Source organism: Pseudomonas glycinis (genome assembly GCF_054871425.1).
Genome location: NZ_JBTYHF010000002.1, coordinates 360,549 through 386,992, shown reverse-complemented (window position 1 = coordinate 386,992; position 26,444 = coordinate 360,549). Strand labels below are relative to the sequence as shown.

Below are 26,444 nucleotides of genomic sequence, written 5' to 3'. Positions count from 1 at the left end.
GCGAGGGCCGCTTCGCGACCCAACGGGGATAAATCCCCTCGCCACAGAGCCCTTCGCCACAAAAGTCCTCAGATCCGGCTCAGCGTAAAATCACCGGTGCCGTATCACGCGGCAGATTGTTGCGCTGCGGCGCCTCACGCGGTTGTTCATAACCGTCACCACCGAGCTGCATGCTCAGCTGCCCGGCCACGTCTTCGCCCAAGGCCTTGGACACCTCACGCACCACCCGCGGACGGTTCAGCGAGATCTTGATGTCGCGATGGTTCACCAGTTTGGTGTCCTGCGCTTCGCCCATCGCCGTGAAGGCCGAGGTGATCTCGTAGGTCTTGGTGTTGATCAGGCTGAAATCCGCCACCAGCGTCAGGCCCAGCACCGCCGAGTAGCTGTCGGTGTGCGCCAGCTCGTTGATGTCCTGGGTGAAGTCGATATCGGACACGGTGCCGAACAGCACGTAGTCGGCGCCTTTGAAGTTGCCGGCCTTGATGCGCTTGATCACGTCATACACATCGCCTTTGGATGAGGCGGTATAAGGCGTGCCCTGCACCAGCTGGAACATGCCGGTACGCAGGATTTCACCCTTGATGTCGCCGGTGAATTTGCGCAACTCGCCCTGTTCGATATAGCTGGTGGTCGCTTCGATCTCGTTGTAGCTCGAAGAACCGCTGGCGCTGTAGTAACTCTCGCGGTGATTGCTCTGCGCCGAAACGATGTGGATGTATTGCTCCACGCGCTCCTGATACGCCAGATCCGTCACCGCCACTTTCGGGGCCGCCTGCGCGCTGAACGCGCAAGCCAGGGCCATCATGCCAATCCATGTGCGCATCGATCAACGCTCCGTGGTTTTGCGGATCTCTTTTTCATCCATCCACTCGGCCAGACCGCTTTCGACGTCGATCAACTGCAGGCTGAATTTGTAGAAGACGTCCTTGTAGTCGCTGCTGCGCTTGACGATCGAGCTGATCGAGCCTTCGATGCGGTACTTGGCGGCAACCATGTTGCCGGTCTTGGCCACGGTGCTTTTCTTGTACAGGCCGCTCTGGTTTTGCAGCTTGAGCTGGTCAACCTGGCTCTGCATCGCATTGTTGTCGCTGGCGAAGCGCGCAACACCGGTCTTCATCAACTGAGTCTTGATGCTGGTGGTGATTTCGCGGGTATCGATGTACTCGCTGGTCTTGTTCTTCACATCGTAGACCTGAACCACCGGACGACCCTGCAGGATGCCGGACTGGGCCAGCGAGCGGGTCATCGACTCGGCGATCATTTGCAGGTCGGTCGAACCGAATTCGTTGGTCACGGTTTCAACCGCTTTGGTGTCGCCGTAGCTGATGTTCTTGCTGCCCAGGGTCGGCGAGGTGTTGGCGCAACCGGAGGCGAGCAGGGCGATGACGGCGATGCAGGAAAAGCGTGCAAACATGAGAAGCTCTCTCAATCAGAAATAGGGTGGCGGGTTTACGGTGTCTTGATTTCCAGACGGAAATCCACGGCTTTCGGAGTTGGCGCGATGGCCTGAATGAAGCTGGTCTGGGCGCCGTACATCATCTGGCTTTTCCACACTTCTTCTTCGGCAACCGGGAAACCTTCGGCGCCAAGCCAGGCGAAGCGGTAGTAGAAAATCTTGTTGCTGTTGAGGGTGTTGCTCAACTGCACGTTGACGGTCATGAAGCCGTTTTCACGAGCCACGCGCATGGCGCCGACGACGATGTGTTTCTGCGGGCCCATGGCCACGACTTTGCTCGCGGCGCTGCCCGGCTCCGGCGGTGGCGGCGTGGCGCAGCCGGCCAGCAAGGCGAGGGCGGCGACGGCGATGATCTTCAAGCGCATTGCAAAGACTCCGTTCTTAAGGTTGTTTGAGGCTGGCGACGTTGGTCGCGGCAGCGCTCGGCATTACGTGAGCAGCGATGCCGCCAGCGAATACCTGGTTGCCCACGGCACGCAGGCTGATCACTTGGTAACGCTGGTCGACGGTGACCTTGACCACCGAGCCGCCGACGGCGCTCGGCAGGGTAACCTGATGCTCACCTTTTTTCAGGCGCAGACGCACCACTTGGGTGTTGTCCGGCAGGGTGCGCCATGTACGGGTATCGGCACCTTCAAGCACCGCTGAAGAAATCCCCACGGCGAGACCGGCCAGCGGGTTGGTTTCGTTGATCTGCTTTTGCGCCACGCCTTTGGTGATTGCGCGCACGGTGGTGCGCACGATGATCCCCGGCATGTCATCGCGCAGAGCGCGGCGGGACATGGCGGTGGTGCTGTTCAGCGCGGTCAGGTCGACCTGCTTGCCGTCGACGCCGATCTGCGCGAAAGGCGCGGTGGAGGTATCCGGTTTGATGATCGGGAACGACAGCGGAGTGATCACCACGTTGTTGGAAATCGGCAGCGGCAGCGGCACGCGAATCGAGTCGCGGGCCGGGGCCAGGCCGCTCTGCACGACGATGAGAATGTCGCTGTCATCGGATTTGGAAGGCTTGTCGAGATTGACCAGCGCCTGCTCGAGCAACGGCGTGTTCGGGCGCAGTTCGGCAGCCTTGCGATAACCCGGCGCGGCCAGATCCTTCTCGCCCAAAGCTTCGTAAACGAAACCGGCCAGGTAATGACTGAACGCACTCTGGTAGCTGTTCTTCAGGCCGACCACTTCCGGCGCGTCGAGGCTGGCCACCGGATAACCCTGCAAATCCTTGTACTGGGTCTTGATGCCTTCTTTCTCTGCCTCTTCTTCGCTCTTGAGGTATTCCTTGTCGCGCAGGTCGGCGATCACCGCTTCGCGTTCGTGGGTCTTTTTGATCGCCGTGCGGGCGCCATCGAAATCGTTGACCGCCAACAGGTTCAGGGCCATCTGCGTGGTCAGCATGACTTTTTCGTAGTCATAGCCTTCGTAGCGACGCACCTTGTCGTTGACGATGAAGCTGCCGAACTGTGCCAGGTACTTGGCCGAGTCGAGCTTGACTGCGTCTTCCCACTGACCGACCACCTGATCGGCATTGCCCCAGGCGTTCTGGCTGCCCGACAGGTCGCCCTTGGCGCGCAGCAGTTCACCTTTCTCGAAGTAATAGAGCAGGTCTTTGTCGGTGCCGGTGTTGTTCTTTTCCAGCAGGGTCAGCGCCGCGTCGACGTTGCCGGATGCCAGTTGCTGATTGGTCTGGGCCAGTTCGGAATCGTAGTTGCGAAACGCAGCGCAGCCGGACAACAGCGTGACAGCGCTGAGCGCGAGCAGCATGGGAGCGCGGAATGCCATGGGTACTTCTTCCCTGAGTAACAAAACTTGCAGCCGCGTGTGCTGGTCGGGCTGGTGTGACCTATCGACGGCGGCGCTGGCCTCCTGCCAATTCCTCGTGGGTGAGGAGCTTTTGATGCCGGCTCGCTGGGCGAGGGCGCGGCATTATAAACGTGGGGTGATGGCTATGTAATAGCTTTTTGGGTGCATTTTCAGATGTGGTGCCATCACTTCTCCGCAGTAGCGGGTTTATGCGACGCGGGTTTTTGATTCGGTACAAAGGCTGATCCGACGGTATAGACCTGATCCCGGAATACCCGCAGGTGCAGTATCTGGCGGTCCTGGTCGACGCGCATTTCGATGGACGCAGGCGTAAAACGGAAGGTATGCAGGCCTTTCTTCAAGCGCAGGCGGGCGACCAGCGTCTTGTCCGGCAACGCTCGCCATGTGCGGGTGTCGGCTTCTTCGAACGGATCATGCTGAGTGACGATCAACGAGGCTTTCGCCGGGTTGCGCTCGTTTTCCTGCGCTTGACCGATGGCGGCCATGTTGGCGCGGAACATCGCCCGCGAGATGATTTGCGGCATGTCGTCGCGCAGTGTGCGCATGGACATGTCAGTCACGCTGTTGATCACTACCAACGGCTGTTTGCGACCGTCTACGGTGATATGGCTGAAGTTGGGCGTGACCGCGTCCGGCACCATCACCGGGAATGAAATGGGCGCAATGATGACCAGCGTTTCGTTCAGACGAACCGGGATCGGCACTTGCACTGAGCTGCGAGCCGGGGCCAGGCCACTCTGGATAATCAGCAACACATCGCTTTCATCGGCGTTCGCTGGCGGTTTGTCGAGATTGCGCAGGGCCTTTTGCAGCAAGGGCATGTCCGGCCGCAGTTCGATCGCCTGACGATAACCGGCCGCCGCGAGGGCGCGCTCGCCGAGGGCTTCATAGGTGAATCCGGCCAGATAGTGGCTGAACGCACTTTGGTAGCCGTTTTTCAGCTCAACGACCTGCGGCGCATCAAGCAAGGCGACCGGGTAGCCTTCCAGTTCTTTGTAATGGGGAATCTTGCCCTGAGCTTTTGCCTGTTCCTCGGCCGCTTCGTATTGCTTTTCACGCTGGCGGGCGATCAGTGCTTCGCGTTCGTGGGTTTTCCTGATGTCTGCGCGGGCGCCGGCAAAGTCATTGACGGATAGCTGGTTCAAGGCCATTTGCGTAGTCAACATGACCTTTTCGTAATCGTAGCCTTCATAGCGCCGCAGCTTGTCGTTGACCAGCATCGTGCCCATTTCATCACCGAAACGCGCCAGTAATTTCATCGCGCCGGACGGGTTGGCTTCCTCGCGCTGGAAGATCATCCGGTCGGCATTGCGCCAGGCGTCCTGGCTGTCGGGCAGGGCACTGCCAGCGCTGAGGATCGCGCCTTTTTCCAGGTAATACAGCAGATCCTTGTCTTCCCACGGGTTGTTCATTTCCACCAGTGCCAGAGCCCCGGTCAGATTGCCCCGGGTCATTTGCTCGGTGGTCTGCTGCATTTCAAGATCGTAGTTGCGATAGGCGGCACAACCGCTCAACTGAACAGCAACGCAAAGCAGCAAAACGAACGGAAGACTCCGCATTGAGGTTGATTCCTTGCGCGCAAATGCTCTGGGGCGGGCAGTATAAAGTGGATGATGGCAAATGGCTGTGATCTTGATCGAACGTGTCGAGGCTCAATCGGCAGCGGATAGTGCGGCAATACTCGGCGATAAACGCTGATGCCGTCTGCCGGGTATTTCCCGCCAATCAAAGCGAAACGCCGACAAAGCTTGAGAGAAATGTCTTCGAAGTGAACAATATGTAACTTCGCATTTCCATTTGAGATTCGTTCATGACTGCCTCGTCCCGATTGCTGGCCTGGCTGCTGTTCCCGTTATTGTCCCTGAGCAGCCTGCCGCTGCTGGCCGATACCGTGGAAGGCGCGCCGCAAGCGTTGCACCTGCTCGATTACATCAGTGCCGATTACCCGCCAACGGTCGCGGCAGGCAAAGTCATCGACGATGGCGAATACCGCGAGCAGCTGGAATTCACTCAGGTTCTGCAAGGCTTGATCACTGCATTACCGGCCAAACCGGAAAAAGCCGCGCTGGAACAGGGCGTGGAGTCTTTGCACGCCGCCATCACTGCGAAGCAGGACGGTGTTGATGTCGCCCGTCAGGCCCGACAGCTGGGGGCCAAACTGGCGGTGGCTTATGAAGTCAGCCAGGCGCCGATCATCACCCCGGACCCGACACGCGGCGCGCCGTTGTATGCGCAGAACTGCTCGGTGTGCCACGGCGACACTGGCGCTGGCGACGGCCCGGCCGGCCTAGGTCTGACCCCTGCGCCAGCCAACCTGCGCGACGCTGTGCGCATGGATCACTTGAGCCTGTACGCGATCTACAGCACCCTCGGCCAAGGCGTCGAAGGCACCGACATGCCGGCGTTTGCCGATCAGCTCGATGATCGCCAGCGCTGGGATCTGGCCACCTACATCGCCGGCTTCAGTGCCGATGCGGCGGCCGCCAAGTCCGACAAGGTCTACAACATCGCCGACCTGGCCCGGCAGACCCCGGCCGAAGTACAGGCGGCGGAGGGCGCAGAGGTCGCGGCGACGTTCCGTGCCCAGCGCGCGCAACCACCGCAGGTCAAGCGCGGGCCGGCGCAGTTGCTCGATTACACCGCCGCCACGCTGGACAAGAGCCTCGCGGCCTACCGCGCCGGGGAACATGATCAGGCCTATGACCTGTCGGTAGCGGCGTATCTGGAAGGCTTCGAGCTGGTCGAAAGCTCGCTGGACAACGTCGATGCCAACGTGCGCAAGGACACCGAAAAATCGCTGATGGCTTACCGGCAGTCGCTGCAGGACGGTCTGCCGGTCGAACAGGCCGAGCAGCGTCTGGACGCGGCCAAGGCCAAACTCAAGGAATCTGCTGGCCTGCTGGGCAGCGATGGTCTGAGCTGGTCGCTGAGCTACATCTCTGGTCTGTTGATTCTTTTGCGTGAAGGCCTGGAAGCGATTCTGGTGCTGGCGGCGATCCTCGCCTTCTTGCGCAACACCGGTCAGCAGTCAGCGGTACGCAGTGTCAACGTTGGCTGGGGTCTGGCACTGCTGGCAGGTCTGGGCACCTGGGCGCTGGCGGCGTATGTGATCGACGTCAGCGGTTCGCAGCGTGAGTTGCTGGAAGGCGCTACTGCGCTGTTTGCCAGCGTCATGGTGCTATGGCTCGGCGTGTGGATGCATGACCGCCGTCACGCGGCGGCCTGGCAGGATTACATCAAGAGCAGCCTGGTCGGTGGCGGTGGTCGTTTCGGTTTTGCGATCCTGGCGTTCTTCTCGGTCTATCGCGAGTTGTTTGAAGTGATCCTGTTCTACGAAACCCTGTGGCTGCAGGCCGGGCCTGCCGGGCACAACGCCGTGCTGGCTGGCGGTGCGACGGCGCTGGTGCTGCTGGTTGGCCTGGCGTGGGTGATTCTGCGCGGCTCGGCGAAACTGCCGCTGACGCTGTTCTTCAGCATCAACGCCGCGCTGTTGTGCGCGTTGTCGGTGGTATTTGCCGGGCATGGCGTCAAGGCCTTGCAGGAGGCGGGAATCTTCGGCACACGGCCGGTCGCGTTCTTTGAATTCGACTGGCTGGGGATCCATGCCGATGCCTATTCGCTGACCGCGCAGGTGGTGGCGATTGTGGCGATTGCTGTGCTGTATGGGCGTAGTTGGGTGGCGGAGAAGCGTCGGGTGTCGGCTGCATAAAGGCATTCGCTGCGCTCATATTCGCGAGCAGGCTCGCTCCCACAGGTTCGGTATGTATCCTGTGGGAGCGAGTCTGCTCGCGAATTTTTTGGAGGCAAGAACATGCGTGTATGGATCGATGCCGACGCCTGTCCACGGGCGGCGAAGGATCTGGTGGTGAAATTCGCGTTAAAGCGCCAGTTCGAAGTAGTGCTGGTGGCCGGGCAGCCACAGATCAAGCCGGGGCTGGCGATCGTCAAATTGATCGTGGTGCCGAGCGGGCCGGATGCGGCAGATGATTATCTGGTCGAGCACGCCGTGCCGGGCGAACTGGTGATCTGCAGCGATATTCCGCTGGCCGATCGGCTGGTAAAGAAGGGCGTGGCGGCGCTGGATCCGCGCGGCAAGGAGTTCGATGCGCAGAACATGGGCGAACGCCTGGCGGTGCGTAACCTGTTCACCGATCTCAGGGAGCAGGGCCAGATGAGCGGCGGCCCGGCACCCTTTGGCGAGCGCGAGAAGCAGGCGTTTGCCAATGCGCTGGACCGGATTCTGACCCGGCTCACCCGCAAGCCCTGAGTCTTGCACAATCGCTGTGGGAGCGAGCCTGCTCGCGAAATCTGTGTGTCATACAACCTGATGTTGGCTGATACAACGCATTCGCGAGCAGGCTCGCTCCCACATTTGGTTTCATCTACGGCTAGGGATCAAGCGTCGTTTTCGTGGGTCAGTTCGAGCACGCGGTCGACCAGTTTGTTGATCCCCGAAGCCGCTTCACTGATGGTCTGCGCCAGCATGTACGCCGGGGTGGTGACCAGTTTGCGCGCTTTGTCTTCGACGATTTCGGTGACGGCGCATTCTTCGTGGGTGGCGCCCATCTTGTTCATGGCCGCAGCGGTGTCGGCGTCGTTGCCGATGGTGCAGGTCACGCCCGGGCCATAGATTTTCGCTGCCAGCGCCGGGGAGATGCAGATCAGCCCGACCGGTTTGCCCGCTTCGGCAAATGCTTCGGCAAGGGCCAGCACTTCAGGTTGCACAGTGCAGCCAGCGCCTTCGATGGCGAAGTTCGACAGGTTCTTCGCCGCGCCGAAACCGCCGGGCACGATCAGCGCATCGAAGTCTTCGACGTCGGCGTCGCGGATATCCGTGACGTTGCCCCGGGCAATCCGCGCCGATTCCACCAGCACGTTGCGCGATTCCGGCATTTCTTCGCCGGTCAGGTGGTTGATCACATGCAATTGCGCGATGTTTGGCGCGAAGCACTGCACCTGCGCGCCGCGCTGGTCGAGGCGCAGCAGGGTGATGACACTTTCCTGGATTTCGGCGCCGTCGTACACGCCACTGCCGGACAGGATCACTGCAACTTTTTTGCTCATGGGCTTCTCTCCAGATTCATGGCGCTCAATGTCCCTCAAATCGTCGCGCGTGGCCATAGGGGCATGGCTGACGCGCGCGGGAACAGAGCGCTCTCTCAATGGATCGCAACGGCGGCGGGGTGTTCATTATTTGCCTGGACTGCGCGTGGCAGCCGCCAGCGAATGGCTTATTCGGCTGGCGTTTTCGGCCCGGCAGGAGGGGTCGCTTCGGCCTGGCGCAACTGCTCTGCCTCGGCGGCCTTGGCGAGCAGCTCGTCCTGATAGATTTTCTTCGCCAGTTGCGCATTCTTGAAGCGGCGCCGCAGCCACAGGCCCAGGCCGAGGATCAGCAAGGCGCCGAGCACCCACAGCTCGTACTTCTTGATGCTGCCGAGCATGCCTTCCAGCACTGCGCCGAAGTGGTAAGCCGCCGCAGCCAGGGCGGTGGCCCAGATCGCCGCGCCGATGCCGTTGAGCAGCAGGTAACGTCCCGGTGGATAACCGGACAGGCCGATCGCCACCGGCATCACGGTGCGCAGGCCATAAACGAAGCGGAAGCTCAGGACCCAGATGTCCGGATGTTTGCGGATGTGCTCCAGTGCGCGGTCGCCCATCATCTGCCAGCGGGGTTTGCGCGCGAGCAATTTGCGCCCGTGCTTGCGGCCCAGGAAGTACCACAGCTGATCGCCGGCATAACTGCCGAAGAACGCCACGACCACAACCAGGTTGATGTCCATGTATCCACGGAACGCGAGGAAGCCTGCGAGCACCAGGATGGTTTCGCCTTCGAAGAACGTGCCGAGAAACAAGGCAAAGTAGCCAAAGTCGTGCAGAAATTGTTGGAGCATTGTCTGGGTGCTGGCGAAATGAACGCGCAGCCTAACCCTTCGGGCACATTCATGAAAGTGTCCAAATGTGTCTCGACGTGAACATTTCCTACATCGACAATGGATTGCGGCTACCTGTCACAGAGCACACATAACTGTCATCTGTTGGTCATAATGGCTGTCTATAACTGTCACGCTCGCCCGTTTGCCCGGGCTCAGGAGTCTGCCGTGAGCTTTACCCCCGCCAATCGTCTGTTCCCTGCCACTCGTCTGCGCCGCAATCGTCGTGATGATTTTTCGCGGCGGCTGGTGCGTGAAAACGTATTGACGGTCGATGACCTGATTCTGCCGGTGTTCGTGCTCGACGGCGAAAACCGCCGCGAAGCCGTGGCCTCGATGCCGGGCGTCGAGCGACTGACCATTGATCTGCTGCTTGAAGAAGCGGCGAAATGGGTCGAGCTGGGCATTCCGGCGCTGGCGCTGTTCCCGGTCACCCCGCCTGAGCTGAAATCCCTCGATGCTGCCGAAGCGTGGAATCCCGAAGGCATCGCCCAGCGCGCCACTCGCGCCCTGCGCGAGCGGTTCCCGGAGCTGGGCGTGATCACTGACGTCGCGCTGGATCCGTTCACCACCCACGGTCAGGACGGCATTCTCGACGAAGACGGCTACGTGCAGAACGACATCACTGTCGATGCGCTGGTGCGTCAGGCGCTGTCCCACGCCGAAGCCGGCGCGCAGGTGGTGGCGCCATCGGACATGATGGACGGTCGCATCCAGGCGATTCGTGAGGCGCTGGAAATTGCCGGTCACGTCAACGTGCGCATCATGGCCTACTCGGCCAAGTATGCCAGCGCCTACTACGGCCCATTCCGCGATGCTGTGGGTTCGGCGTCGAACCTGGGCAAGGCGAACAAGGCTTCTTATCAGATGGACCCGGCCAACAGTGACGAAGCGCTGCACGAAGTCGGTGCCGACTTGTCCGAAGGTGCGGACATGGTCATGGTCAAGCCGGGCATGCCCTACCTGGACATTCTTTTTCGCGTCAAAGATGCCTTCAAGGTGCCGACCTTCGTCTATCAGGTCAGTGGCGAATACGCCATGCACATGGCCGCTATCCAGAATGGCTGGTTGAGCGAAACGGTGATCCTCGAGTCACTGACCGCCTTTAAACGTGCCGGTGCAGATGGCATCCTGACTTACTTTGCCGTTCGTGCCGCTCAATTGTTACGAGAGCAGAAATAGCCCTCCCAGGAACATTCCATGAATACCGAAGGACTCACTGAAGTTGCCGTAAAAGAAGCTCAGCCGGTGGTCGAGCAAATCACCGAAACCCCGCCGGAACTGGAGCCTGCGCCACCCGCGCCGGTTGCCGAAACCGCTGTGGCGGTACCGGCGATCGCCATTCCCGGCCTGGATGACAGCAGCCTGTACATCCACCGCGAGCTTTCGCAATTGCAGTTCAACATCCGCGTGCTGGAACAGGCGCTGGACGAGTCCTACCCGTTGCTGGAGCGTCTGAAGTTCCTGCTGATCTTCTCCAGCAACCTCGACGAATTCTTCGAGATCCGCGTCGCCGGGCTGAAAAAGCAGATCACTTTTGCCCGCGAACAGGCCGGCGCTGACGGCTTGCAGCCGCATCAGGCGCTGGCGCGGATCAGCGAACTGGTCCACGGTCACGTTGACCGCCAGTACGCGATTCTCAACGACATCCTTCTGCCGGAGCTGGAAAAGCATCAGGTGCGCTTCATCCGTCGGCGCAACTGGACGACCAAGCTCAAGACCTGGGTCCGCCGCTATTTCCGCGACGAGATCGCGCCGATCATCACCCCGATCGGCCTCGACCCGACGCACCCGTTCCCGCTGCTGGTGAACAAGAGCCTGAACTTCATCGTCGAGCTCGAAGGCATCGACGCCTTCGGGCGCGACTCCGGTCTGGCGATCATCCCGGCGCCGCGTCTGCTGCCCCGGATCATCAAGGTCCCGGAAGAAGTCGGCGGTGCCGGCGACAACTATGTGTTCCTGTCGTCGATGATCCACGCCCACGCCGATGACCTGTTCCAGGGCATGAAGGTAAAAGGCTGCTACCAGTTCCGTCTGACCCGAAATGCCGACCTGGCGCTCGATTCCGAAGACGTCGAAGACCTGGCCCGCGCTCTGCGTGGCGAGTTGTTCTCGCGGCGCTACGGTGACGCGGTGCGTCTGGAAGTCGCCGACACTTGCCCGAAACACCTCTCGGACTACCTGCTCAAGCAGTTCAACCTGAGCGAGACCGAGCTGTATCAGGTCAACGGCCCGGTCAACCTGACGCGCCTGTTCAGCATCACCGGTCTGGACAGCCATCCGGAGCTGCAATACACGCCGTTCACCCCGCAGATCCCGAAACTGCTGCAAAACAGCGAAAACATCTTCAGTGTGGTCAGCAAGCAGGACATCCTCCTGCTGCACCCGTTCGAGTCGTTCACCCCGGTGGTCGACCTGCTGCGTCAGGCCGCGAAAGACCCGCATGTGTTGGCCGTACGGCAAACCCTGTACCGCTCCGGCGCCAACTCCGAGATCGTCGATGCGCTGGTGGATGCCGCGCGTAACGGCAAGGAAGTCACTGCAGTGATCGAGCTGCGTGCGCGCTTTGACGAGGAATCCAACCTGCAACTGGCCAGCCGTCTGCAAGCGGCCGGTGCGGTGGTGATCTACGGCGTGGTCGGCTTCAAGACCCACGCCAAGATGATGCTGATCCTGCGCCGTGAGGCTGGCGAGATCGTCCGTTATGCGCATCTCGGTACCGGCAACTACCACGCCGGTAATGCCAAGCTCTACACCGACTACAGCCTGCTGACCTCCGACGACGCCTTGTGCGAGGACGTCGGCAAACTGTTCAGCCAGTTGATCGGCATGGGCAAGACGCTGCGCATGAAAAAGCTGCTGCATGCGCCGTTCACCCTGAAGAAGGGCATGCTCGACATGATTGCCCGCGAAACCCAGTTCGCCCTCGAAGGCAAACCGGCGCACATCATCGCCAAGTTCAACTCGCTGACCGATCCGAAGATCATCCGCGCCCTGTACAAGGCCAGCCAGTCCGGCGTGCGCATCGATCTGGTGGTGCGCGGCATGTGCTGCCTGCGTCCGGGCATCGCCGGGGTCTCGCACAACATTCATGTGCGCTCGATCATTGGCCGCTTCCTCGAGCACACGCGGGTGTTCTACTTCCTCAACGGCGGCGACGAGCAGATGTTCCTTTCCAGCGCCGACTGGATGGAGCGCAACCTCGACAAGCGCGTCGAGACTTGCTTCCCGGTGGAAGGCAAGAAGCTGCTGACCCGCGTCAAGAAGGAGCTGGAGCTGTACCTGACCGACAACACCCACAGCTGGAGCCTGCAGTCGGACGGCCGCTACATTCGCAACACGCCAACCGGCAACCAGAACCCGCGCAGTGCGCAGGCGACGTTGCTGGAGCGGTTGGGCAGCCCGATATTGCCGGTGAGCAGCTGACCTTCAGCCCAATAAAAAGGCGATCCCTCGGGATCGCCTTTTTTGTACCTACACTGATTCCGACCTGTGGCGAGGGGATTTATCCCCGTTGGGCGCGAAGCGACCCCTTGAGTCAAAATCGGGCCTGCTGCGCAGGCCAGCGGGGATAAGTCCCCTCGCCACAATCAGTGTCAATGCACCGTGAGAACAATCCCCACCCGCGTCAACCAGTCCGCCTCAAGCCCGAAATCCGCCTGGGTCAGCTGATTTTCATCCAGCCAGTTCTCCGGGAATTCCACATCGAGATGATCGCCACTCGCATGCAGCGCCACCTGCGGCATCGCCTGGGTTCCGCGAATGTGATGGAACAGAATGGCGAACCGCAGCAGCACGCACAGGCGAATCAGCTTGATTCCGTCATCGCCGAATTCGGCGAACTTGTCCTTGGGAATATTGCGCCGGTGCCCGCGTACCAATAGCGCGAGCATCTGCTGATCCTCGCGGGAGAAGCCGGCCAGATCGGAGTGCTCGATCAGGTAGGCACCGTGCTTGTGGTAGTGATAGTGAGCGATGTCGAGGCCGACTTCGTGGACTTTCGCCGCCCAGCCGAGCAGTTCGCGCCAGATGCCGTCATCCAGTTCCCAGTCGACGGCGACCTGATCGAACGCGTGCAGGGCCTTGCGCTCGACCCGCGCCGCCTGTTCCAGATCGACGTGATAGCGCTCCATCAGCGAGGTCAGGGTGCGTTCGCGCACGTCTTCGTGATGATGGCGGCCGAGCAGGTCGTAGAGCACACCTTCACGCAGCGCGCCTTCACAATGATCCATACGTTGCAGTTCGAGGGCGTCGAAGATCGCTTCGAGAATCGCCAGGCCCGCCGGGAAGATCGCCCGGCGGTCAGGCTTGATGCCTTCGAAATCGATCTTGTCGGCGTCGCCCAGCTTGAACAGTTTGCGCTTGAGCCACGCCAGGCCTTCGGCGTTGACCTCGCCGCTGCCGTGGCCGCCAGCCTTCAGGGCCAGGCCGATGGCGCGAATCGTACCGGAGGAGCCGATGGCTTCATCCCAGGTCAGGCGATGCAGGGCGTGCTCGATGCTCATGATTTCCAGGCGCGCCGCCGTGTAAGCCTGGGCGTAGCGGGCCGGAGTGATCTTGCCGTCCTTGAAATAGCGCTGGGTGAAACTCACGCAGCCCATTTGCAGGCTTTCGCGCAGCAACGGCTCGAAGCGCTGGCCGATGATGAATTCAGTACTGCCGCCGCCGATGTCGGCGACCAAACGTTTGCCCGGGGTATCGGCGAGTGTGTGCGAAACGCCGAGATAGATCAGGCGCGCTTCTTCACGGCCGGAGATGACTTCTACCGTGTGGCCGAGAATTTCCTCGGCGCGGCGGATGAACTCGCCACGGTTGCGCGCTTCACGCAGGGCGTTGGTGCCGACGATGCGCACGGCACCGAGCGGCATACCGTTGATCAGTTGGGCAAAGCGCTTGAGGCAATCGAGGCCGCGCTGCATCGATTCTTCGTTGAGCTGGCGCGCGTCGTCGATGCCGGCGGCCAGTTGCACCTTCTCGCCGAGGCGCTCAAGGATGCGGATTTCGCCGTTCTGGGCCTTGGCCACGACCATGTGAAAGCTGTTGGAGCCCAGGTCGATTGCGGCGATCAGGGACAGATTCTTGGCTTGGGATTGCGGCATGGTCAGGGGGTCTCGGTCGATAACCCCGACATCGTGCCACGATCAAACGCTGGCGCCAACGCGCATGGTTCAAACCTGATCGTTCCTGCGCTCTGCGTGGGAATGCAGCCCGGGACGCTCCGCGTCCCAAAAGCGGACGCAGAGCGTCCGGTGAGGCATTCCGACGCGGAGCGTGGGAATGATCATGAGGCTGCTTCAGGCTGTCGCCTCCACCGTGCCAATAAAGTTCGCCAGCTCCGCCGTCTGCGGATTGGCAAACAATACCTTCGGATCGCCCACCTCATGCACCTTGCCATGGTGCATGAACACCAGTTTGTCGCCCACCTCTCGGGCAAAGCGCATCTCGTGGGTGACCATGATCAGCGTCATGCCTTCCTTGGCCAACTGCCGCACCACGCTGAGCACTTCATTGACCAGTTCCGGGTCCAGTGCCGAAGTGATTTCATCGCACAGCAGCACCTTCGGCGACATCGCCAAAGCCCGGGCAATCGCCACCCGCTGTTGCTGCCCGCCGGACAGGCGATCCGGGAAGGCATCGAATTTTTCCCCGAGCCCGACTCGCTCGAGCATTTCCCGCGCCAGTTCGGCAGCCTTGGCCTTGGGTACTTTCTGCACCACTTGCGGCGCGAGCATGACGTTCTCCCCGACGGTCAGGTGCGGGAACAGGTTGAACTGCTGGAAGACCATGCCGACCTTCTGTCGCAGGCTGCGCAGATCAGCGCGGGCGGCGTCGAGGTATTCGCCGTCGACTTCGATCACGCCGTCGTTGATCGACTCCAGGCCGTTGAGTGTGCGCAACAGAGTCGATTTGCCCGAGCCGCTGCGGCCGATGATCGCCACGACCTGGCCTTCCTCGACGCTGAGGTCGATGCCTTTGAGTACGTGGTGATCGCCGTAGTATTTATGCAGGGCGGAAATTCTAAGCAGAGGCATGCAGTCTCCTTTCCAGGTAGCGCGCACTGAGGGACAAGGGGTAGCAGAGCAGGAAGTAGCCGAGGGCGACGAGGCCGTAGACCATGAACGGTTCGAAGGTGGCGTTGGCGAGCATGCCGCCGGTCTTGGTCAGTTCGGTGAAGCCGATGATCGAGGTCACCGCTGTGCCTTTGACCACTTGCACCGAGAAGCCCACGGTCGGCGCCACGGCGATGCGCAGCGCTTGCGGCAGGATCACGTAGCGCAATTGCTCCAGCGGATTGAGCGCCAGGCTCGACGAAGCTTCCCACTGCCCGTGGGGAATGGCCTCGACGCAGCCGCGCCAGATCTCTGCCAGATAGGCGCTGGTGAACAAGGTCAAAGCGATCGCGGCGGCCATCCACGGCGAAATCTCGATCCCGGCCAGCGCCCCACCGAAGAACACCAGAAACAGCTGCATCAACAGCGGCGTGCCCTGAAACAGCTCGATCCAAGTGCGGGCGATGCTGCTGGGCAGTGTGTTCTTGGAGATGCGCATCACCAGAATCAGCAGGCCGACGAGGCCGCCGCCAATGAACGCCACCAGCGACAGCGCCAGCGTCCATTGCAGACCGGTGAGCAGGTTGCGCAGGATGTCCCAGAAAGTGAAATCGCTCATTGGCTGCTCCTCGCAATGAACCGCCGGCCGAACCAGTTGAGCAATTGGCGGATCAGCAGCGCCATGCACAGGTAGATCAGGGTTGTCAGCGCGTAGGTTTCAAAGGCGCGGAAGTTGCGTGACTGAATGAAGTTGGCGGCGAAGCTCAATTCTTCCGTGGCGATCTGCGAACACACCGCCGAACCGAGCATGACGATGATGATCTGGCTGCTCAGCGCCGGCCAGACCTTGCCCAGCGCTGGCAGCAGGACGACGTGGCGGAACGCTTCGAAGCGGGTCATCGCCAGTGCCGCAGCCGCTTCCAGTTGCCCGCGCGGAATCGCCTGGATGCCGGCGCGGATGATTTCGGTCGAATAGGCGCCAAGGTTGATCACCATCGCCAGCACCGCCGCCTGCCACTCGGAGATCTGCATGCCGAGCGACGGCAGGCCGAAGAAGATGAAGAACAGTTGCACCAGAAACGGCGTGTTGCGGATCAACTCGACGTAGACGCCGAAGATCGCCGAGAACGGGCGAATCTGCCACGCCCGCACCAGCGCCCCGACAATGCCCACGCCGACCCCGAGCAGCGCGCCGATGGCGGTCAGCTCAAGGGTGAACAGCGCGCCACGCAGCAGCAGGTCGGTGTTTTCCACCACCGGCAAAAAATCGAACTGATAAGCCATGAAGGTCTCCCGCGCAGTCGATCAGAGATCGGCCGGCAGCGGCTCTTTCAGCCAGGTCTGCGAGTTCTTTTCCAGTGCGCCGTCAGCCTTGGCGGTGTTGAGGATGTCGTTGACCTTGGCCAGCAACGCCGCTTCGTTCTTGTTCACACCGACGTAGACCGGGGAATCCTTGAGCTTCACTTTCAGCGCCGGTACACGCTTGGGGTTCTTCTCGCTGATGGCCACCATCACCACGTTGCCGCTGGCGATCAGATCGACCTGGCCTGCCAGGTAAGCGGCGATGGTCGAGTTGTTGTCTTCGAAGCGTTTGATGGTCACGCCTTCGGGGGCGACTTTGCTCAGCTCGATGTCTTCGATGGCGCCACGGGTGACGCTGATGGTCTTGCCCTTGAGGTCGTCGAGGCTGGTGATCGCAGCGTCTGGCGGACCGAACACGGCGAGGTAGAACGGCGCATAGGCGCGGGAGAAGTCGATGACCTTCTCGCGCTCGGCGTTTTTGCCGAGGCTGGAGATCACCAGATCGACCTTGCCGGTGGTGAGGAACGGGATGCGGTTGGTGCTGTTGACCGGGGTCAGTTCGAGTTTGACCTTGAGTTGGTCAGCGAGCAGTTTCGCCGTGTCGATATCCAGGCCGCGCGGCTTCATGTCCGGGCCGACCGAGCCGAATGGCGGGAAGTCTTGGGGCACGGCGACTTTCAGCGTGCCGCGTTTGACCACGTCGTCCAGACCGTCGGCGTGAGCGGGGGCCTGGCACAGCAGCAGGCCGGCAAACAGGGAAGCGAGGAGGGCGCTGTAACGCTGGGTCATGGACAATCTCCGGATCGGCGGGAAGTGGTTGCTGCGATCGGACAGAGCATGGGCCGTGCCAACAGGCGGATTTCGCCCCGGCAGGCCGCAGTAGCAGCGGCTTCGTTCGGTCTTACTGGTCTGAACAGTCAACTCGGTTTTCGCACTGCGATGGCGCATCGGCTGCACGCGCCGAACCCCGCTGGGGCACGACTTGCCGGACTCGGCGAATAGCTTTACAACTAGCCGCACCTTGGCCCTGACGCGTCCGCACATCATGAATTCGATCTCCCGCGCCGTACCCGAAGTGGCGCTGCAAGCGATCCGCAAACTGATCACCGAACAGGGCTTCGGCGCTGGCGATGCGTTGCCGTCGCAACGGGATCTGGCGCTGCAACTGGGCGTCAGTCGGGCATCGTTGCGTGAAGCGCTGTCGTCGCTCAGTGCACTGGGCGTGGTCAGCATTCAGCCGGGCAAAGGCGTGTTCGTGCAGTCACCGGTCGAATTGTCGCGCGGCGACAACGCGCCAGGCTGGTCGTTTGCGGCGCAGGCATCGCCGCTGGATATCTTTCAATTGCGCTATGCGCTCGAAGGGTTTGCAGCAGGGTTGGCGGCGGTGACGTTGAGCACGTTCGATCTGGATGCGCTGGAAGACAACGTTGCGGCCATGCGCGAGCGATTGAAGCTCGGCGACTTTGAGGCAGCGGCGAAACTCGACTTCGAATTTCACCGGCGCATCCTCCTCGCCAGCGGCAATCAGGCGATGCTGAGCATCCTCACCGCCAGCGCCGAGATTTTTCTCGAGAGCCAGAAACTGCCGTTCATCCGCGCCGAACGCGCCATGGAAACCTGGCAGGAACACCGCAAGATCCTCCGTGCCCTGGCCCGCCGTGCGTCGGGAGCAGCGCAAAAAGCCATGCAGGAACATGTGCGCAACGCCGCCCTGCGTACCGGAATCGCCTTCATTGCTCCCGCCACGGCGTGACTTGAGCTATACCCAAACTCATCAAGGGCCATAGCAACACTCAATCATCTGCGGCTTCCTGAACAAGGGAAGGGCGGCTATGATGGGCCACGTTTTTTTGCTTACAACCTGGAGAATTCCATGAGCAGCGATCTGATCAAACACGTTAGCGACGCTAGCTTCGAAGCCGACGTACTCAAGGCCGAAGGCGCTGTCCTGGTCGACTACTGGGCTGAATGGTGCGGCCCTTGCAAAATGATCGCACCGGTTCTGGACGAGATTGCCGAGACTTACAAAGGCAAGCTGACCGTCGCCAAACTGAACATCGACGAAAACCAGGAAACCCCGGCCAAGCATGGCGTGCGTGGTATCCCGACGCTGATGCTGTTCAAGAACGGCAACGTTGAAGCGACCAAGGTCGGCGCACTGTCGAAGTCGCAACTGGCGGCTTTCCTCGACGCCAACATCTGAGCGTCGCAGTAAAACGCTGAAAAAAAGCCCCGCAAATCGCGGGGCTTTTTGCGTATTCAGGGCTAGACGCTCCGAAACTCAGGTGGTACATTCGGCCCCGCACTGGTTTCTCCAATGCCCCCTGCTAGCCGTCGCCGACGCACTCCTTTTCGAATTAGTTCGCGATCCTGTCGCCTTCTCCGCGGCGCGGCCTCATTAAGCCAAAAGCTTAATTTCCCCCCCTCCATAAATGATTACGTCATTCCTATATGAATCTGACTGAACTCAAGCAAAAGCCGATTACCGAACTGCTCGAATTGGCCGAACAGATGGGCATAGAAAATATGGCCCGTTCGCGCAAGCAGGACGTGATTTTCTCCCTGCTGAAAAAGCACGCGAAAAGCGGCGAGGAAATCTCCGGTGATGGCGTGCTGGAGATTCTCCAGGACGGCTTCGGCTTCCTGCGCTCCGCAGACGCTTCCTACCTCGCCGGCCCTGACGACATCTACGTCTCGCCGAGCCAGATCCGCCGCTTCAACTTGCGCACCGGTGACACCATCGTTGGCAAGATCCGCCCTCCGAAGGAAGGCGAGCGGTATTTCGCCCTGCTCAAGGTCGACACGATCAACTTCGATCGTCCGGAGAACGCGAAAAACAAGATTCTCTTCGAGAACCTGACGCCGCTGTTCCCGACCGTGCGCATGAAGATGGAAGCCGGTAACGGTTCCACCGAAGATTTGACCGGTCGCGTGATCGACCTGTGCGCACCGATCGGCAAAGGCCAGCGTGGTCTGATCGTCGCACCGCCGAAAGCCGGTAAAACCATCATGCTGCAGAACATCGCAGCGAACATCGCCCGTAACAATCCTGAAGTTCACCTGATCGTGCTGTTGATCGACGAGCGTCCGGAAGAAGTGACCGAAATGCAGCGCACCGTGCGCGGCGAAGTGGTTGCCTCGACCTTCGACGAGCCGCCGACCCGTCACGTGCAGGTTGCTGAAATGGTGATCGAGAAGGCCAAGCGCCTGGTCGAGCACAAGAAAGACGTGGTGATCCTGCTCGATTCCATCACCCGTCTGGCTCGTGCCTACAACACCGTGATCCCGAGCTCCGGCAAGGTATTGACCGGTGGTGTCGATGCCCACGCCCTCGAGAAGCCGAAGCGTTTCTTCGGTGCCGCGCGTAACATCGAAGAAGGCGGCTCGCTGACCATTATCGCCACCGCGCTGGTTGAAACCGGTTCGAAGATGGACGAAGTGATCTACGAAGAGTTCAAGGGTACCGGCAACATGGAACTGCCTCTGGATCGCAAGATCGCCGAGAAGCGTGTGTTCCCGGCCATCAACATCAACCGCTCCGGCACCCGCCGCGAAGAGTTGCTGACCGCCGACGACGAACTGCAGCGCATGTGGATTCTGCGCAAGCTGCTGCACCCGATGGACGAAGTGGCCGCCATCGAGTTCCTGGTCGACAAGCTGAAGACGACCAAGACCAACGACGAGTTCTTCTTGTCGATGAAACGCAAGTAATACGCTGGCGTTTCAACAAAGGACGCTCCCGCAAGGGGGCGTTTTTTTTGCCCCGAAAAATCTCGCGCCCATCACGGATATCTGTTGATGGGCCGATTTTGCGGCGTCGGCAGCGCACTCCCGAGTTCGAGGCCTGCGCCTTCGCCGCAGCGCGGGGGCCACAATCGAGCAATGACGGGCTGCTGTTTGCTCCTCAGAGCAGGTAGGATGTACGCCTATTTTGAGGGTGCCATCGTCAATGAAATTCAAGGATCTTCGGGATTTCGTGCAGCAGCTTGAGCAGCGCGGAGAGTTGAAACGCATCCAGATTCCCGTCTCGCCGGTGCTGGAGATGACTGAGGTGTGCGACCGCACGCTGCGGGCCAAAGGCCCGGCATTGTTGTTCGAGAAGCCCACCGGTTACGACATTCCGGTGCTCGGCAACCTGTTCGGCACCCCCGAGCGCGTGGCCATGGGCATGGGCGCCGAGTCGGTCAGCGAACTGCGCGAAATCGGCAAGCTGCTGGCCTTTCTCAAGGAGCCGGAGCCGCCGAAGGGCTTGAAGGACGCCTGGTCGAAACTGCCGATCTTCCGCAAGATCATTTCGATGGCGCCGAAAGTGGTCAAAGACGCGGTGTGTCAGGAAGTGGTCATCGAAGGCGACGACGTCGATCTGGCGATGTTGCCGGTGCAGACCTGCTGGCCCGGCGACGTCGGCCCACTGATCACTTGGGGACTGACGGTCACCAAAGGCCCGAACAAGGAACGCCAGAACCTCGGTATCTACCGCCAGCAAGTGATTGGCCGCAACAAGGTGATCATGCGCTGGCTCAGCCATCGTGGCGGTGCTCTCGACTTCCGCGAGTGGTGCGAGAAGCATCCGGGTCAGCCTTTCCCGGTGTCCGTAGCCCTTGGCGCTGATCCGGCAACGATTCTCGGTGCCGTGACGCCGGTACCGGACAGCCTCTCGGAATATGCTTTTGCAGGGCTCTTGCGCGGTAACCGCACCGAGCTGGTCAAGTGCCGTGGCAACGATCTGCAAGTGCCGGCCACCGCCGAAATCATCCTCGAAGGCGTGATCCATCCCGGCGAAATGGCCGACGAAGGCCCGTATGGCGACCACACCGGTTACTACAACGAAGTCGACAGCTTCCCGGTGTTCACCGTCGAGCGCATCACCCACCGGATAAAGCCGATCTATCACAGCACTTACACCGGCCGCCCGCCGGATGAGCCGGCGATTCTCGGCGTGGCGCTGAACGAAGTGTTCGTGCCGATCCTGCAGAAGCAGTTCCCGGAGATCACCGACTTCTACCTGCCGCCGGAAGGCTGCTCGTACCGCATGGCCGTGGTGACGATGAAGAAGTCGTATCCGGGGCATGCCAAGCGCGTGATGCTCGGCGTCTGGTCGTTTTTACGACAGTTCATGTACACCAAGTTCGTTATCGTCACTGACGACGATATCAACGCCCGCGACTGGAACGACGTGATCTGGGCCATCACCACGCGCATGGACCCCAAGCGCGACACGGTGATGATCGACAACACGCCGATCGACTACCTCGACTTCGCCTCGCCGATCTCCGGCCTGGGCTCGAAAATGGGCCTGGATGCCACCCATAAGTGGCCGGGTGAAACCACCCGCGAGTGGGGCCGAGTTATCGTCAAGGACGACGCCGTCACCCAACGGATCGATGCCATCTGGAATCAGTTAGGAATAGATTGATGCGTGTAACCCTGCAGCCTTCCGGAGCCGTGCTCGAGATCCAGCCCGGTGAGCGGATTCTCGACGGTGCGCGGCGCCTGGGCTATGACTGCCCGCAAAGCTGCCGCAACGGCAATTGCCACGTGTGTGCAGCGCTGCTGGTCGAAGGCCGCGTCGAGCAGGCCGGCAAAGTCCGCGATCATGGCGAGTTCTACACCTGCATCGCCGCACCGCTGGAAGACTGCGTGCTGCTGTGGGATGGCGTGCTCGCGCTGGGTGAACTGCCGGTGCGCAGCCTGTCGTGTCAGGTCATCGAGTGTCGCGAGGTCGGCGGCGACACCTGGCGCGTGCGTCTGCGTGCGCCAGCAGGCAAGCCGCCGCGCTATCACGCCGGGCAATATTTGATGATCGAGCGCGAGAGCGGTGAGAAGTCGGCGTTCTCCATGGCTTCGGCACCCCACGGCGGACGTGATCTGGAAATCCATGTGCTGGCGCGCGAAACCAGTGCGTTGAGCCTGATCGAGCAGCTGCAACGCAACCCGATGGTGCGTGTCGAGCTGCCCTTTGGCGACACCCATCTTGCGGAGCTGCCCGACGGTCCGCTGGTGTTGATCGCCGCCGGCACCGGCATGGGCCAGATTCACAGTCTGATCGAACATTGCCGCGCCGAAGGCTTCAAGCATCCAGTGCATCTGTATTGGGGCGTACGCCGCCCGGAAGATTTTTATCAGATCGAGCACTGGGACGAATGGCTGAAGCTGCCCAATCTGTTCCTGCACAAAGTGGTCAGCGACCAGTGCGGCTGGGAAGGGCGTTGCGGGATGCTGCACGAGGCGGTTTGCGAAGATTTCCCTGATCTGAAGGCGCTGCACGTCTATGCCAGCGGTTCGCCAGCGATGGTTTACGGCACCTTGGACGCGCTGGTCGAGGCGGGCATGGATGCGCATCAGATGCGCGCCGATGTGTTCGCCTACGCGCCGCGCTCCTGATACTTATAACTTGGCATATAGCCGATCGGTATTTATCTAATTAGGCAAATACCGCTAGGTTATATATCAATCAGGCAATTAAGCAGTGGCACTTAATTTGCCTTAAAGCATATGTGCCTTATTGTTACAGCGGTGCGTTCTATTAAGTAATTCTTCACCCGCGGGGAGCTGAACGCTATTCGCCATGAGCGCCATTGAAAACGCAATTCTGAACCTGGCTTACCCTCCGCGGCTCGATCTTGGGCCGCAGCTGACGCACGAACAACTTCTCGCTTCCATGCAATCGACCATGGCGCGCCACAAGGGCGGGCCGGTGTGGCTGTTCGCGTATGGTTCGCTGATCTGGCGCCCGGAATGCACGGCAGTCGAGCGCATGCGCGGTCGCGTGCATGGCTACCATCGCGGCTTGTACCTGTGGTCCCACGAGCATCGGGGTACGCCGGAAATGCCCGGCCTGGTGTTCGGTCTGGATCGCGGCGGCTCATGCAGTGGCTTTGCCTATCGCTTGCCGGAAGACAATCTTGACACCGCGCTGTATGCCCTGTGGAAACGCGAGATGCCGTTTCCCTCGTATCGCCCACACTGGCTCAATTGCCGGCTCGAAGATGGCTCTCAGGTGCAGGCCTTGGGATTCGTTCTGGAGCGTCACCTGCCGAGCTATGCCGGCAACCTGCCGGACCATGTGCTCAGCCAGGTGTTCGCCAGCGCCAGCGGGCGCTACGGCACCACTCGCGATTATGTCGAGCAGACCGCGCATGCCCTGCGCAGCCACGCCATGCCGGATCGAAATCTGGAGGCGCGGCTCAAGCGCTGTAAATCACACAGCGATCAGGCGACCGCTTCACGGCTCTGACTGGCGACTTGCTTGTGCCACAGCGTTGGCGCAAGGAAGGCCATCGCCAGCAGGCAAGCGCCGACCAGCAGCACGAAACCGCCATCCCAGCCGAAGTGGTCAACGGTGTAGCCCATCGCCGCACTGGCCGCGACCGAACCCCCCAGATAACCGAACAGACCGGTGAAGCCCGCTGCAGTACCGGCGGCTTTCTTCGGCGCCAGTTCCAGCGCTTGCAGGCCGATCAGCATCACCGGGCCGTAGATCAGGAAGCCGATCGACAGCAGGGCGATCATGTCGACCATCGGATTGCCGGCCGGATTGAGCCAGTAAACCAGGGTCGCGACAGTCACCAGGGCCATGAACACCATGCCGGTCAGGCCACGGTTGCCACGGAAGATCTTGTCCGACATCCAGCCGCACAGCAGCGTGCCCGGAATGCCCGCCCACTCGTAGAAGAAATAGGCCCACGAGGTTTTATCCACGGTGAAGCCCTTGGCTTCCTTCAGATACGTCGGCGCCCAGTCCAGCACGCCGTAGCGCAGCAAGTAGACGAAAACGTTGGCCAGAGCGATGTACCAGAGCATTTTGTTGCGCAGCACGTATTTGACGAAGATTTCCTTGGCGCTGAATTCGTCTTCGTGGCTGGCGTCGTAGCCTTCCGGGTAGTCGTTCTTGTACTGCTCGATCGGCGGCAGGCCGACCGATTGCGGGGTGTCACGCATGGTGATGAAGGCGAACACCGCCACGCCCAGCGCGACCGCTGCCGGGACGTAGAACGCCGCATGCCAGTCATTGAACAGGCCCATGCCGATCAGGAACAGCGGGCCGATCAGACCGCCGCCGACGTTATGCGCTACGTTCCACACCGACACCACGCCGCCGCGTTCCTTCTGCGACCACCAGTGGACCATGGTCCGCCCGCTCGGCGGCCAGCCCATGCCCTGCGCCCAGCCGTTGATGAACAGGAGAATGAACATCATCGTCACGCTGGACGTTGCCCACGGCGCGAAACCGAAAATGAACATCACCCCGGCCGAGACCAGCAGACCGAACGGCAGGAAGAAGCGCGGGTTGGAACGGTCGGACACCAGGCCCATGAGAAACTTCGACAGACCGTAAGCAATGGCGATCGCCGACATCGCCAAGCCGAGGTCGCCACGGCTGTAGCCTTCGTCGATCAGGTACGGCATGGCCAGGGAGAAGTTCTTGCGCAGCAGGTAGTAACCGGCGTAGCCGATAAAGATACCGGCGAAGATCTGCCAGCGCAGGCGGCGGTAGGTGCTGTCTATTTTTTCTTCAGGCAATGGAGCCTGATGTGCGGCAGGACGAAAGAAAGCAAACATTCAAGAGCTCCAGTTTTCTTGTTTTGACTGCGGATGCGAATGTTACAGTTTCGTTACCGAAAATAGCATCGCTTCACGTCGGCAAAACAGCGGAAATTTGGGCAGATGAGCGTTCCTTTATGAACATGTCGCTCTGAGATAAGAAGGCGGCGCTGAGGGGATGGTGGCTCGGGTGGGTTTCTGCGGTTTGACGTATGGAAGAGGCAGACCTCAACGGTAAAGCGATCCGGATGGTTGCTCCGGATCGCTCCATGTTGTTAACGAACCTGAACGACAACCTTGCCCACAGCCTTGCGCTGGCCGAGATCATCGATCGCCTGCGCGGCATTGCTCAGCGGATACACCTGCGATACCAGCGGGTTGAGTTTGCCCTCGGCAAACCAGCTGAACAGCTGCTGGAAGTTGGCTGCGTTGTCCTGGGGCTGGCGTTGGGCAAAGGAGCCCCAGAACACGCCGAGCACCGCCGCGCCTTTGAGCAGGGCGAGGTTGACCGGCAGTTCCGGGATGCGTCCGCTGGCGAAGCCGACCACCAGCAGGCGGCCGTTCCAGGCGATGGCGCGGATGGCTTGGTCGAACAGGTCGCCGCCGACCGGGTCGTAGATCACGTCGGCGCCCTGGCCGTCGGTGAGGCGCTTGATCTCCTCCTTGAGGCTGGCTTCGCTGTAATTGATCAGCTCATCGGCGCCGGCAGCTTTGGCCACCGCGAGTTTCTCGGCGCTGCTGGCGGCGGCGATCACGCGGGCGCCCATGGCTTTGCCGATCTCCACCGCGGCGAGGCCGACGCCGCCCGACGCGCCGAGCACCAGCAGGGTTTCGCCCGGTTGCAGGTTGGCGCGTTGCTTGAGCGCGTGCATCGAGGTGCCGTAGGTCATGCTGAATGCAGCGGCAATGTTGAAGTCCATCGACGGCGGAATCGGCAGGACGTTGTAGCCCGGCACCGCCACCTGCTCGGCAAAACTGCCCCAACCGGTCAACGCCATGACCCGGTCGCCGACTTTCAGATGGCTGACCTTTTCCCCGACTTCGCGCACCACGCCCGCCGCTTCACCGCCTGGCGAAAACGGGAAGGGCGGTTTGAACTGGTATTTGCCCTCGATGATCAGCGTGTCCGGGAAATTGACTCCGGCGGCGTGCACGTCCAGCAGGATTTCATTCTTCTTCAGGGCGGGGCTGGCGACGTCTTCCAGCACCAGCGATTCGGCAGGGCCGAAGGCTTTGCACAGCACGGCTTTCATCAGGGCTATTCCTTTGGGAGTGATGGCCGATAAGTGTAGGTGTGTGAATCAACGGGTCAACGAGCATGCCCGGCCCTGATAGTCAGCCATA

24 protein-coding genes are annotated in these 26,444 nt (G+C 60.9%); 10 read left to right on the top strand and 14 right to left on the bottom strand.

Features of this window, described 5'->3' with window-relative positions:
• Positions 1–79: 79 nt before the first annotated feature.
• From ACYSTU_RS05830 to ACYSTU_RS05810, 5 genes are all read right to left on the bottom strand, one after another.
• Positions 80–823, bottom strand: a complete 744-nt coding sequence (locus ACYSTU_RS05830) for a penicillin-binding protein activator LpoB (RefSeq protein ID WP_110599886.1) — start codon at positions 821–823, stop codon at positions 80–82.
• A 3-nt stretch (positions 824–826) separates the two neighbouring features.
• Entirely contained in the window at positions 827–1,414 is a 588-nt protein-coding gene (lpoB, locus tag ACYSTU_RS05825; RefSeq protein ID WP_016772610.1) for a penicillin-binding protein activator LpoB, read from the bottom strand.
• Positions 1,415–1,449: 35 nt separating this feature from the next.
• Positions 1,450–1,821, bottom strand: a complete 372-nt coding sequence (locus ACYSTU_RS05820; RefSeq protein WP_016772611.1) for a YcfL family putative periplasmic lipoprotein — start codon at positions 1,819–1,821, stop codon at positions 1,450–1,452.
• Positions 1,822–1,837: 16 nt separating this feature from the next.
• Entirely contained in the window at positions 1,838–3,232 is a 1,395-nt protein-coding gene (locus tag ACYSTU_RS05815; protein WP_136493163.1) for a COG3014 family protein, read from the bottom strand.
• 206 nt (positions 3,233–3,438) lie between these two features.
• The gene (locus tag ACYSTU_RS05810) at positions 3,439–4,833 is read right to left on the bottom strand and encodes a COG3014 family protein (protein ID WP_498996747.1); all 1,395 of its coding nucleotides are present in this window, start codon (positions 4,831–4,833) and stop codon (positions 3,439–3,441) included.
• A gap of 251 nt (positions 4,834–5,084) precedes the next feature.
• Between ACYSTU_RS05810 and ACYSTU_RS05805 the strand changes: the two genes are divergently transcribed.
• Both ACYSTU_RS05805 and ACYSTU_RS05800 read left to right on the top strand, forming a co-directional pair.
• Complete coding sequence (locus ACYSTU_RS05805) at positions 5,085–6,983, top strand: FTR1 family protein (RefSeq protein WP_498996744.1); 1,899 nt, start codon at positions 5,085–5,087, stop codon at positions 6,981–6,983.
• Between the two features lie 102 nt (positions 6,984–7,085).
• Positions 7,086–7,541, top strand: a complete 456-nt coding sequence (locus ACYSTU_RS05800) for a YaiI/YqxD family protein (RefSeq protein ID WP_042607095.1) — start codon at positions 7,086–7,088, stop codon at positions 7,539–7,541.
• A gap of 128 nt (positions 7,542–7,669) precedes the next feature.
• On the opposite strand, the gene elbB is transcribed toward ACYSTU_RS05800, so the two are convergent.
• Both elbB and ACYSTU_RS05790 read right to left on the bottom strand, forming a co-directional pair.
• Complete coding sequence (elbB, locus tag ACYSTU_RS05795) at positions 7,670–8,338, bottom strand: isoprenoid biosynthesis glyoxalase ElbB (RefSeq protein ID WP_264364234.1); 669 nt, start codon at positions 8,336–8,338, stop codon at positions 7,670–7,672.
• Between the two features lie 167 nt (positions 8,339–8,505).
• Entirely contained in the window at positions 8,506–9,165 is a 660-nt protein-coding gene (locus ACYSTU_RS05790) for a DedA family protein (protein ID WP_110644478.1), read from the bottom strand.
• 207 nt (positions 9,166–9,372) lie between these two features.
• Here ACYSTU_RS05790 and hemB point away from each other — a divergent pair, with 207 nt between their 5' ends.
• Positions 9,373–10,386 carry a porphobilinogen synthase gene (gene hemB / locus ACYSTU_RS05785; protein WP_136493160.1) on the top strand — a complete coding sequence of 338 codons (1,014 nt, stop codon included), beginning with the start codon at positions 9,373–9,375 and terminating at the stop codon, positions 10,384–10,386.
• An 18-nt stretch (positions 10,387–10,404) separates the two neighbouring features.
• Positions 10,405–12,630, top strand: a complete 2,226-nt coding sequence (gene ppk1, locus ACYSTU_RS05780) for a polyphosphate kinase 1 (RefSeq protein ID WP_016772619.1) — start codon at positions 10,405–10,407, stop codon at positions 12,628–12,630.
• A gap of 170 nt (positions 12,631–12,800) precedes the next feature.
• Here the strand turns inward: ppk1 and ppx are convergent, their stop codons facing one another.
• From ppx to ACYSTU_RS05755, 5 genes are all read right to left on the bottom strand, one after another.
• Positions 12,801–14,303: an exopolyphosphatase gene (ppx, locus tag ACYSTU_RS05775; protein ID WP_076564507.1), complete on the bottom strand. Its 1,503-nt coding sequence runs from the start codon at positions 14,301–14,303 to the stop codon at positions 12,801–12,803.
• 195 nt (positions 14,304–14,498) lie between these two features.
• Positions 14,499–15,236 carry an amino acid ABC transporter ATP-binding protein gene (locus tag ACYSTU_RS05770; protein ID WP_007911148.1) on the bottom strand — a complete coding sequence of 246 codons (738 nt, stop codon included), beginning with the start codon at positions 15,234–15,236 and terminating at the stop codon, positions 14,499–14,501.
• The gene (locus tag ACYSTU_RS05765; RefSeq protein WP_498996729.1) at positions 15,223–15,873 is read right to left on the bottom strand and encodes an amino acid ABC transporter permease; all 651 of its coding nucleotides are present in this window, start codon (positions 15,871–15,873) and stop codon (positions 15,223–15,225) included. The genes ACYSTU_RS05770 and ACYSTU_RS05765 overlap by 14 nt, the downstream gene beginning before the upstream one ends.
• The gene (locus ACYSTU_RS05760; RefSeq protein ID WP_016772622.1) at positions 15,870–16,538 is read right to left on the bottom strand and encodes an amino acid ABC transporter permease; all 669 of its coding nucleotides are present in this window, start codon (positions 16,536–16,538) and stop codon (positions 15,870–15,872) included. Before ACYSTU_RS05760 ends, ACYSTU_RS05765 begins: the two co-directional genes overlap by 4 nt.
• Positions 16,539–16,559: 21 nt before the next feature.
• A complete protein-coding gene (locus ACYSTU_RS05755) occupies positions 16,560–17,345 on the bottom strand; it encodes a transporter substrate-binding domain-containing protein (protein ID WP_016772623.1) in 786 nt (261 codons plus the stop codon).
• A gap of 256 nt (positions 17,346–17,601) precedes the next feature.
• Between ACYSTU_RS05755 and ACYSTU_RS05750 the strand changes: the two genes are divergently transcribed.
• The 6 genes from ACYSTU_RS05750 (at position 17,602) to ACYSTU_RS05725 (ending at position 23,793) form a co-directional block, all read left to right on the top strand.
• Entirely contained in the window at positions 17,602–18,309 is a 708-nt protein-coding gene (locus ACYSTU_RS05750) for a FadR/GntR family transcriptional regulator (protein WP_498996721.1), read from the top strand.
• A gap of 120 nt (positions 18,310–18,429) precedes the next feature.
• The gene (trxA, locus tag ACYSTU_RS05745; protein WP_003206727.1) at positions 18,430–18,759 is read left to right on the top strand and encodes a thioredoxin TrxA; all 330 of its coding nucleotides are present in this window, start codon (positions 18,430–18,432) and stop codon (positions 18,757–18,759) included.
• Between the two features lie 248 nt (positions 18,760–19,007).
• Positions 19,008–20,267 carry a transcription termination factor Rho gene (gene rho / locus ACYSTU_RS05740; protein ID WP_003229334.1) on the top strand — a complete coding sequence of 420 codons (1,260 nt, stop codon included), beginning with the start codon at positions 19,008–19,010 and terminating at the stop codon, positions 20,265–20,267.
• A 238-nt stretch (positions 20,268–20,505) separates the two neighbouring features.
• Positions 20,506–21,972, top strand: coding sequence for a 4-hydroxy-3-polyprenylbenzoate decarboxylase (ubiD, locus tag ACYSTU_RS05735; protein ID WP_039757427.1), 1,467 nt, complete (start codon positions 20,506–20,508; stop codon positions 21,970–21,972).
• Complete coding sequence (locus ACYSTU_RS05730) at positions 21,972–22,940, top strand: CDP-6-deoxy-delta-3,4-glucoseen reductase (RefSeq protein ID WP_498996717.1); 969 nt, start codon at positions 21,972–21,974, stop codon at positions 22,938–22,940. Before ubiD ends, ACYSTU_RS05730 begins: the two co-directional genes overlap by 1 nt.
• 184 nt (positions 22,941–23,124) lie before the next feature.
• Complete coding sequence (locus ACYSTU_RS05725) at positions 23,125–23,793, top strand: gamma-glutamylcyclotransferase (RefSeq protein ID WP_122698644.1); 669 nt, start codon at positions 23,125–23,127, stop codon at positions 23,791–23,793.
• Here the strand turns inward: ACYSTU_RS05725 and glpT are convergent.
• Both glpT and ACYSTU_RS05715 read right to left on the bottom strand, forming a co-directional pair.
• The gene (glpT, locus tag ACYSTU_RS05720) at positions 23,769–25,118 is read right to left on the bottom strand and encodes a glycerol-3-phosphate transporter (protein ID WP_024014747.1); all 1,350 of its coding nucleotides are present in this window, start codon (positions 25,116–25,118) and stop codon (positions 23,769–23,771) included. The genes ACYSTU_RS05725 and glpT overlap by 25 nt on opposite strands.
• A gap of 257 nt (positions 25,119–25,375) precedes the next feature.
• On the bottom strand, positions 25,376–26,353 hold the full coding sequence (locus tag ACYSTU_RS05715; protein ID WP_498996712.1) for an NADPH:quinone oxidoreductase family protein: 978 nt from the start codon (positions 26,351–26,353) through the stop codon (positions 25,376–25,378).
• Between the last annotated feature and the right edge of the window lie 91 nt (positions 26,354–26,444).

Excerpts from the sequence above, each read along its gene's own strand:
- ACYSTU_RS05750 (WP_498996721.1), top strand. The coding sequence starts at position 17,602 with ATGAATTCGATCTCCCGCGCCGTACCCGAAGTGGCGCTGCAAGCGATC.
- ACYSTU_RS05755 (WP_016772623.1), bottom strand. The coding sequence starts at position 17,345 with ATGACCCAGCGTTACAGCGCCCTCCTCGCTTCCCTGTTTGCCGGCCTG.
- rho (WP_003229334.1), top strand. The coding sequence starts at position 19,008 with ATGAATCTGACTGAACTCAAGCAAAAGCCGATTACCGAACTGCTCGAA.
- ppk1 (WP_016772619.1), top strand. The coding sequence starts at position 10,405 with ATGAATACCGAAGGACTCACTGAAGTTGCCGTAAAAGAAGCTCAGCCG.
- glpT (WP_024014747.1), bottom strand. The coding sequence starts at position 25,118 with ATGTTTGCTTTCTTTCGTCCTGCCGCACATCAGGCTCCATTGCCTGAA.
- ACYSTU_RS05815 (WP_136493163.1), bottom strand. The coding sequence starts at position 3,232 with ATGGCATTCCGCGCTCCCATGCTGCTCGCGCTCAGCGCTGTCACGCTG.
- ACYSTU_RS05830 (WP_110599886.1), bottom strand. The coding sequence starts at position 823 with ATGCGCACATGGATTGGCATGATGGCCCTGGCTTGCGCGTTCAGCGCG.
- ACYSTU_RS05770 (WP_007911148.1), bottom strand. The coding sequence starts at position 15,236 with ATGCCTCTGCTTAGAATTTCCGCCCTGCATAAATACTACGGCGATCAC.
- elbB (WP_264364234.1), bottom strand. The coding sequence starts at position 8,338 with ATGAGCAAAAAAGTTGCAGTGATCCTGTCCGGCAGTGGCGTGTACGAC.
- ACYSTU_RS05725 (WP_122698644.1), top strand. The coding sequence starts at position 23,125 with ATGAGCGCCATTGAAAACGCAATTCTGAACCTGGCTTACCCTCCGCGG.
- ACYSTU_RS05790 (WP_110644478.1), bottom strand. The coding sequence starts at position 9,165 with ATGCTCCAACAATTTCTGCACGACTTTGGCTACTTTGCCTTGTTTCTC.
- ACYSTU_RS05730 (WP_498996717.1), top strand. The coding sequence starts at position 21,972 with ATGCGTGTAACCCTGCAGCCTTCCGGAGCCGTGCTCGAGATCCAGCCC.
- ubiD (WP_039757427.1), top strand. The coding sequence starts at position 20,506 with ATGAAATTCAAGGATCTTCGGGATTTCGTGCAGCAGCTTGAGCAGCGC.
- trxA (WP_003206727.1), top strand. The coding sequence starts at position 18,430 with ATGAGCAGCGATCTGATCAAACACGTTAGCGACGCTAGCTTCGAAGCC.
- ACYSTU_RS05805 (WP_498996744.1), top strand. The coding sequence starts at position 5,085 with ATGACTGCCTCGTCCCGATTGCTGGCCTGGCTGCTGTTCCCGTTATTG.
- ACYSTU_RS05760 (WP_016772622.1), bottom strand. The coding sequence starts at position 16,538 with ATGGCTTATCAGTTCGATTTTTTGCCGGTGGTGGAAAACACCGACCTG.
- lpoB (WP_016772610.1), bottom strand. The coding sequence starts at position 1,414 with ATGTTTGCACGCTTTTCCTGCATCGCCGTCATCGCCCTGCTCGCCTCC.
- ACYSTU_RS05765 (WP_498996729.1), bottom strand. The coding sequence starts at position 15,873 with ATGAGCGATTTCACTTTCTGGGACATCCTGCGCAACCTGCTCACCGGT.
- ACYSTU_RS05800 (WP_042607095.1), top strand. The coding sequence starts at position 7,086 with ATGCGTGTATGGATCGATGCCGACGCCTGTCCACGGGCGGCGAAGGAT.
- ACYSTU_RS05820 (WP_016772611.1), bottom strand. The coding sequence starts at position 1,821 with ATGCGCTTGAAGATCATCGCCGTCGCCGCCCTCGCCTTGCTGGCCGGC.
- ACYSTU_RS05715 (WP_498996712.1), bottom strand. The coding sequence starts at position 26,353 with ATGAAAGCCGTGCTGTGCAAAGCCTTCGGCCCTGCCGAATCGCTGGTG.
- ppx (WP_076564507.1), bottom strand. The coding sequence starts at position 14,303 with ATGCCGCAATCCCAAGCCAAGAATCTGTCCCTGATCGCCGCAATCGAC.
- ACYSTU_RS05810 (WP_498996747.1), bottom strand. The coding sequence starts at position 4,833 with ATGCGGAGTCTTCCGTTCGTTTTGCTGCTTTGCGTTGCTGTTCAGTTG.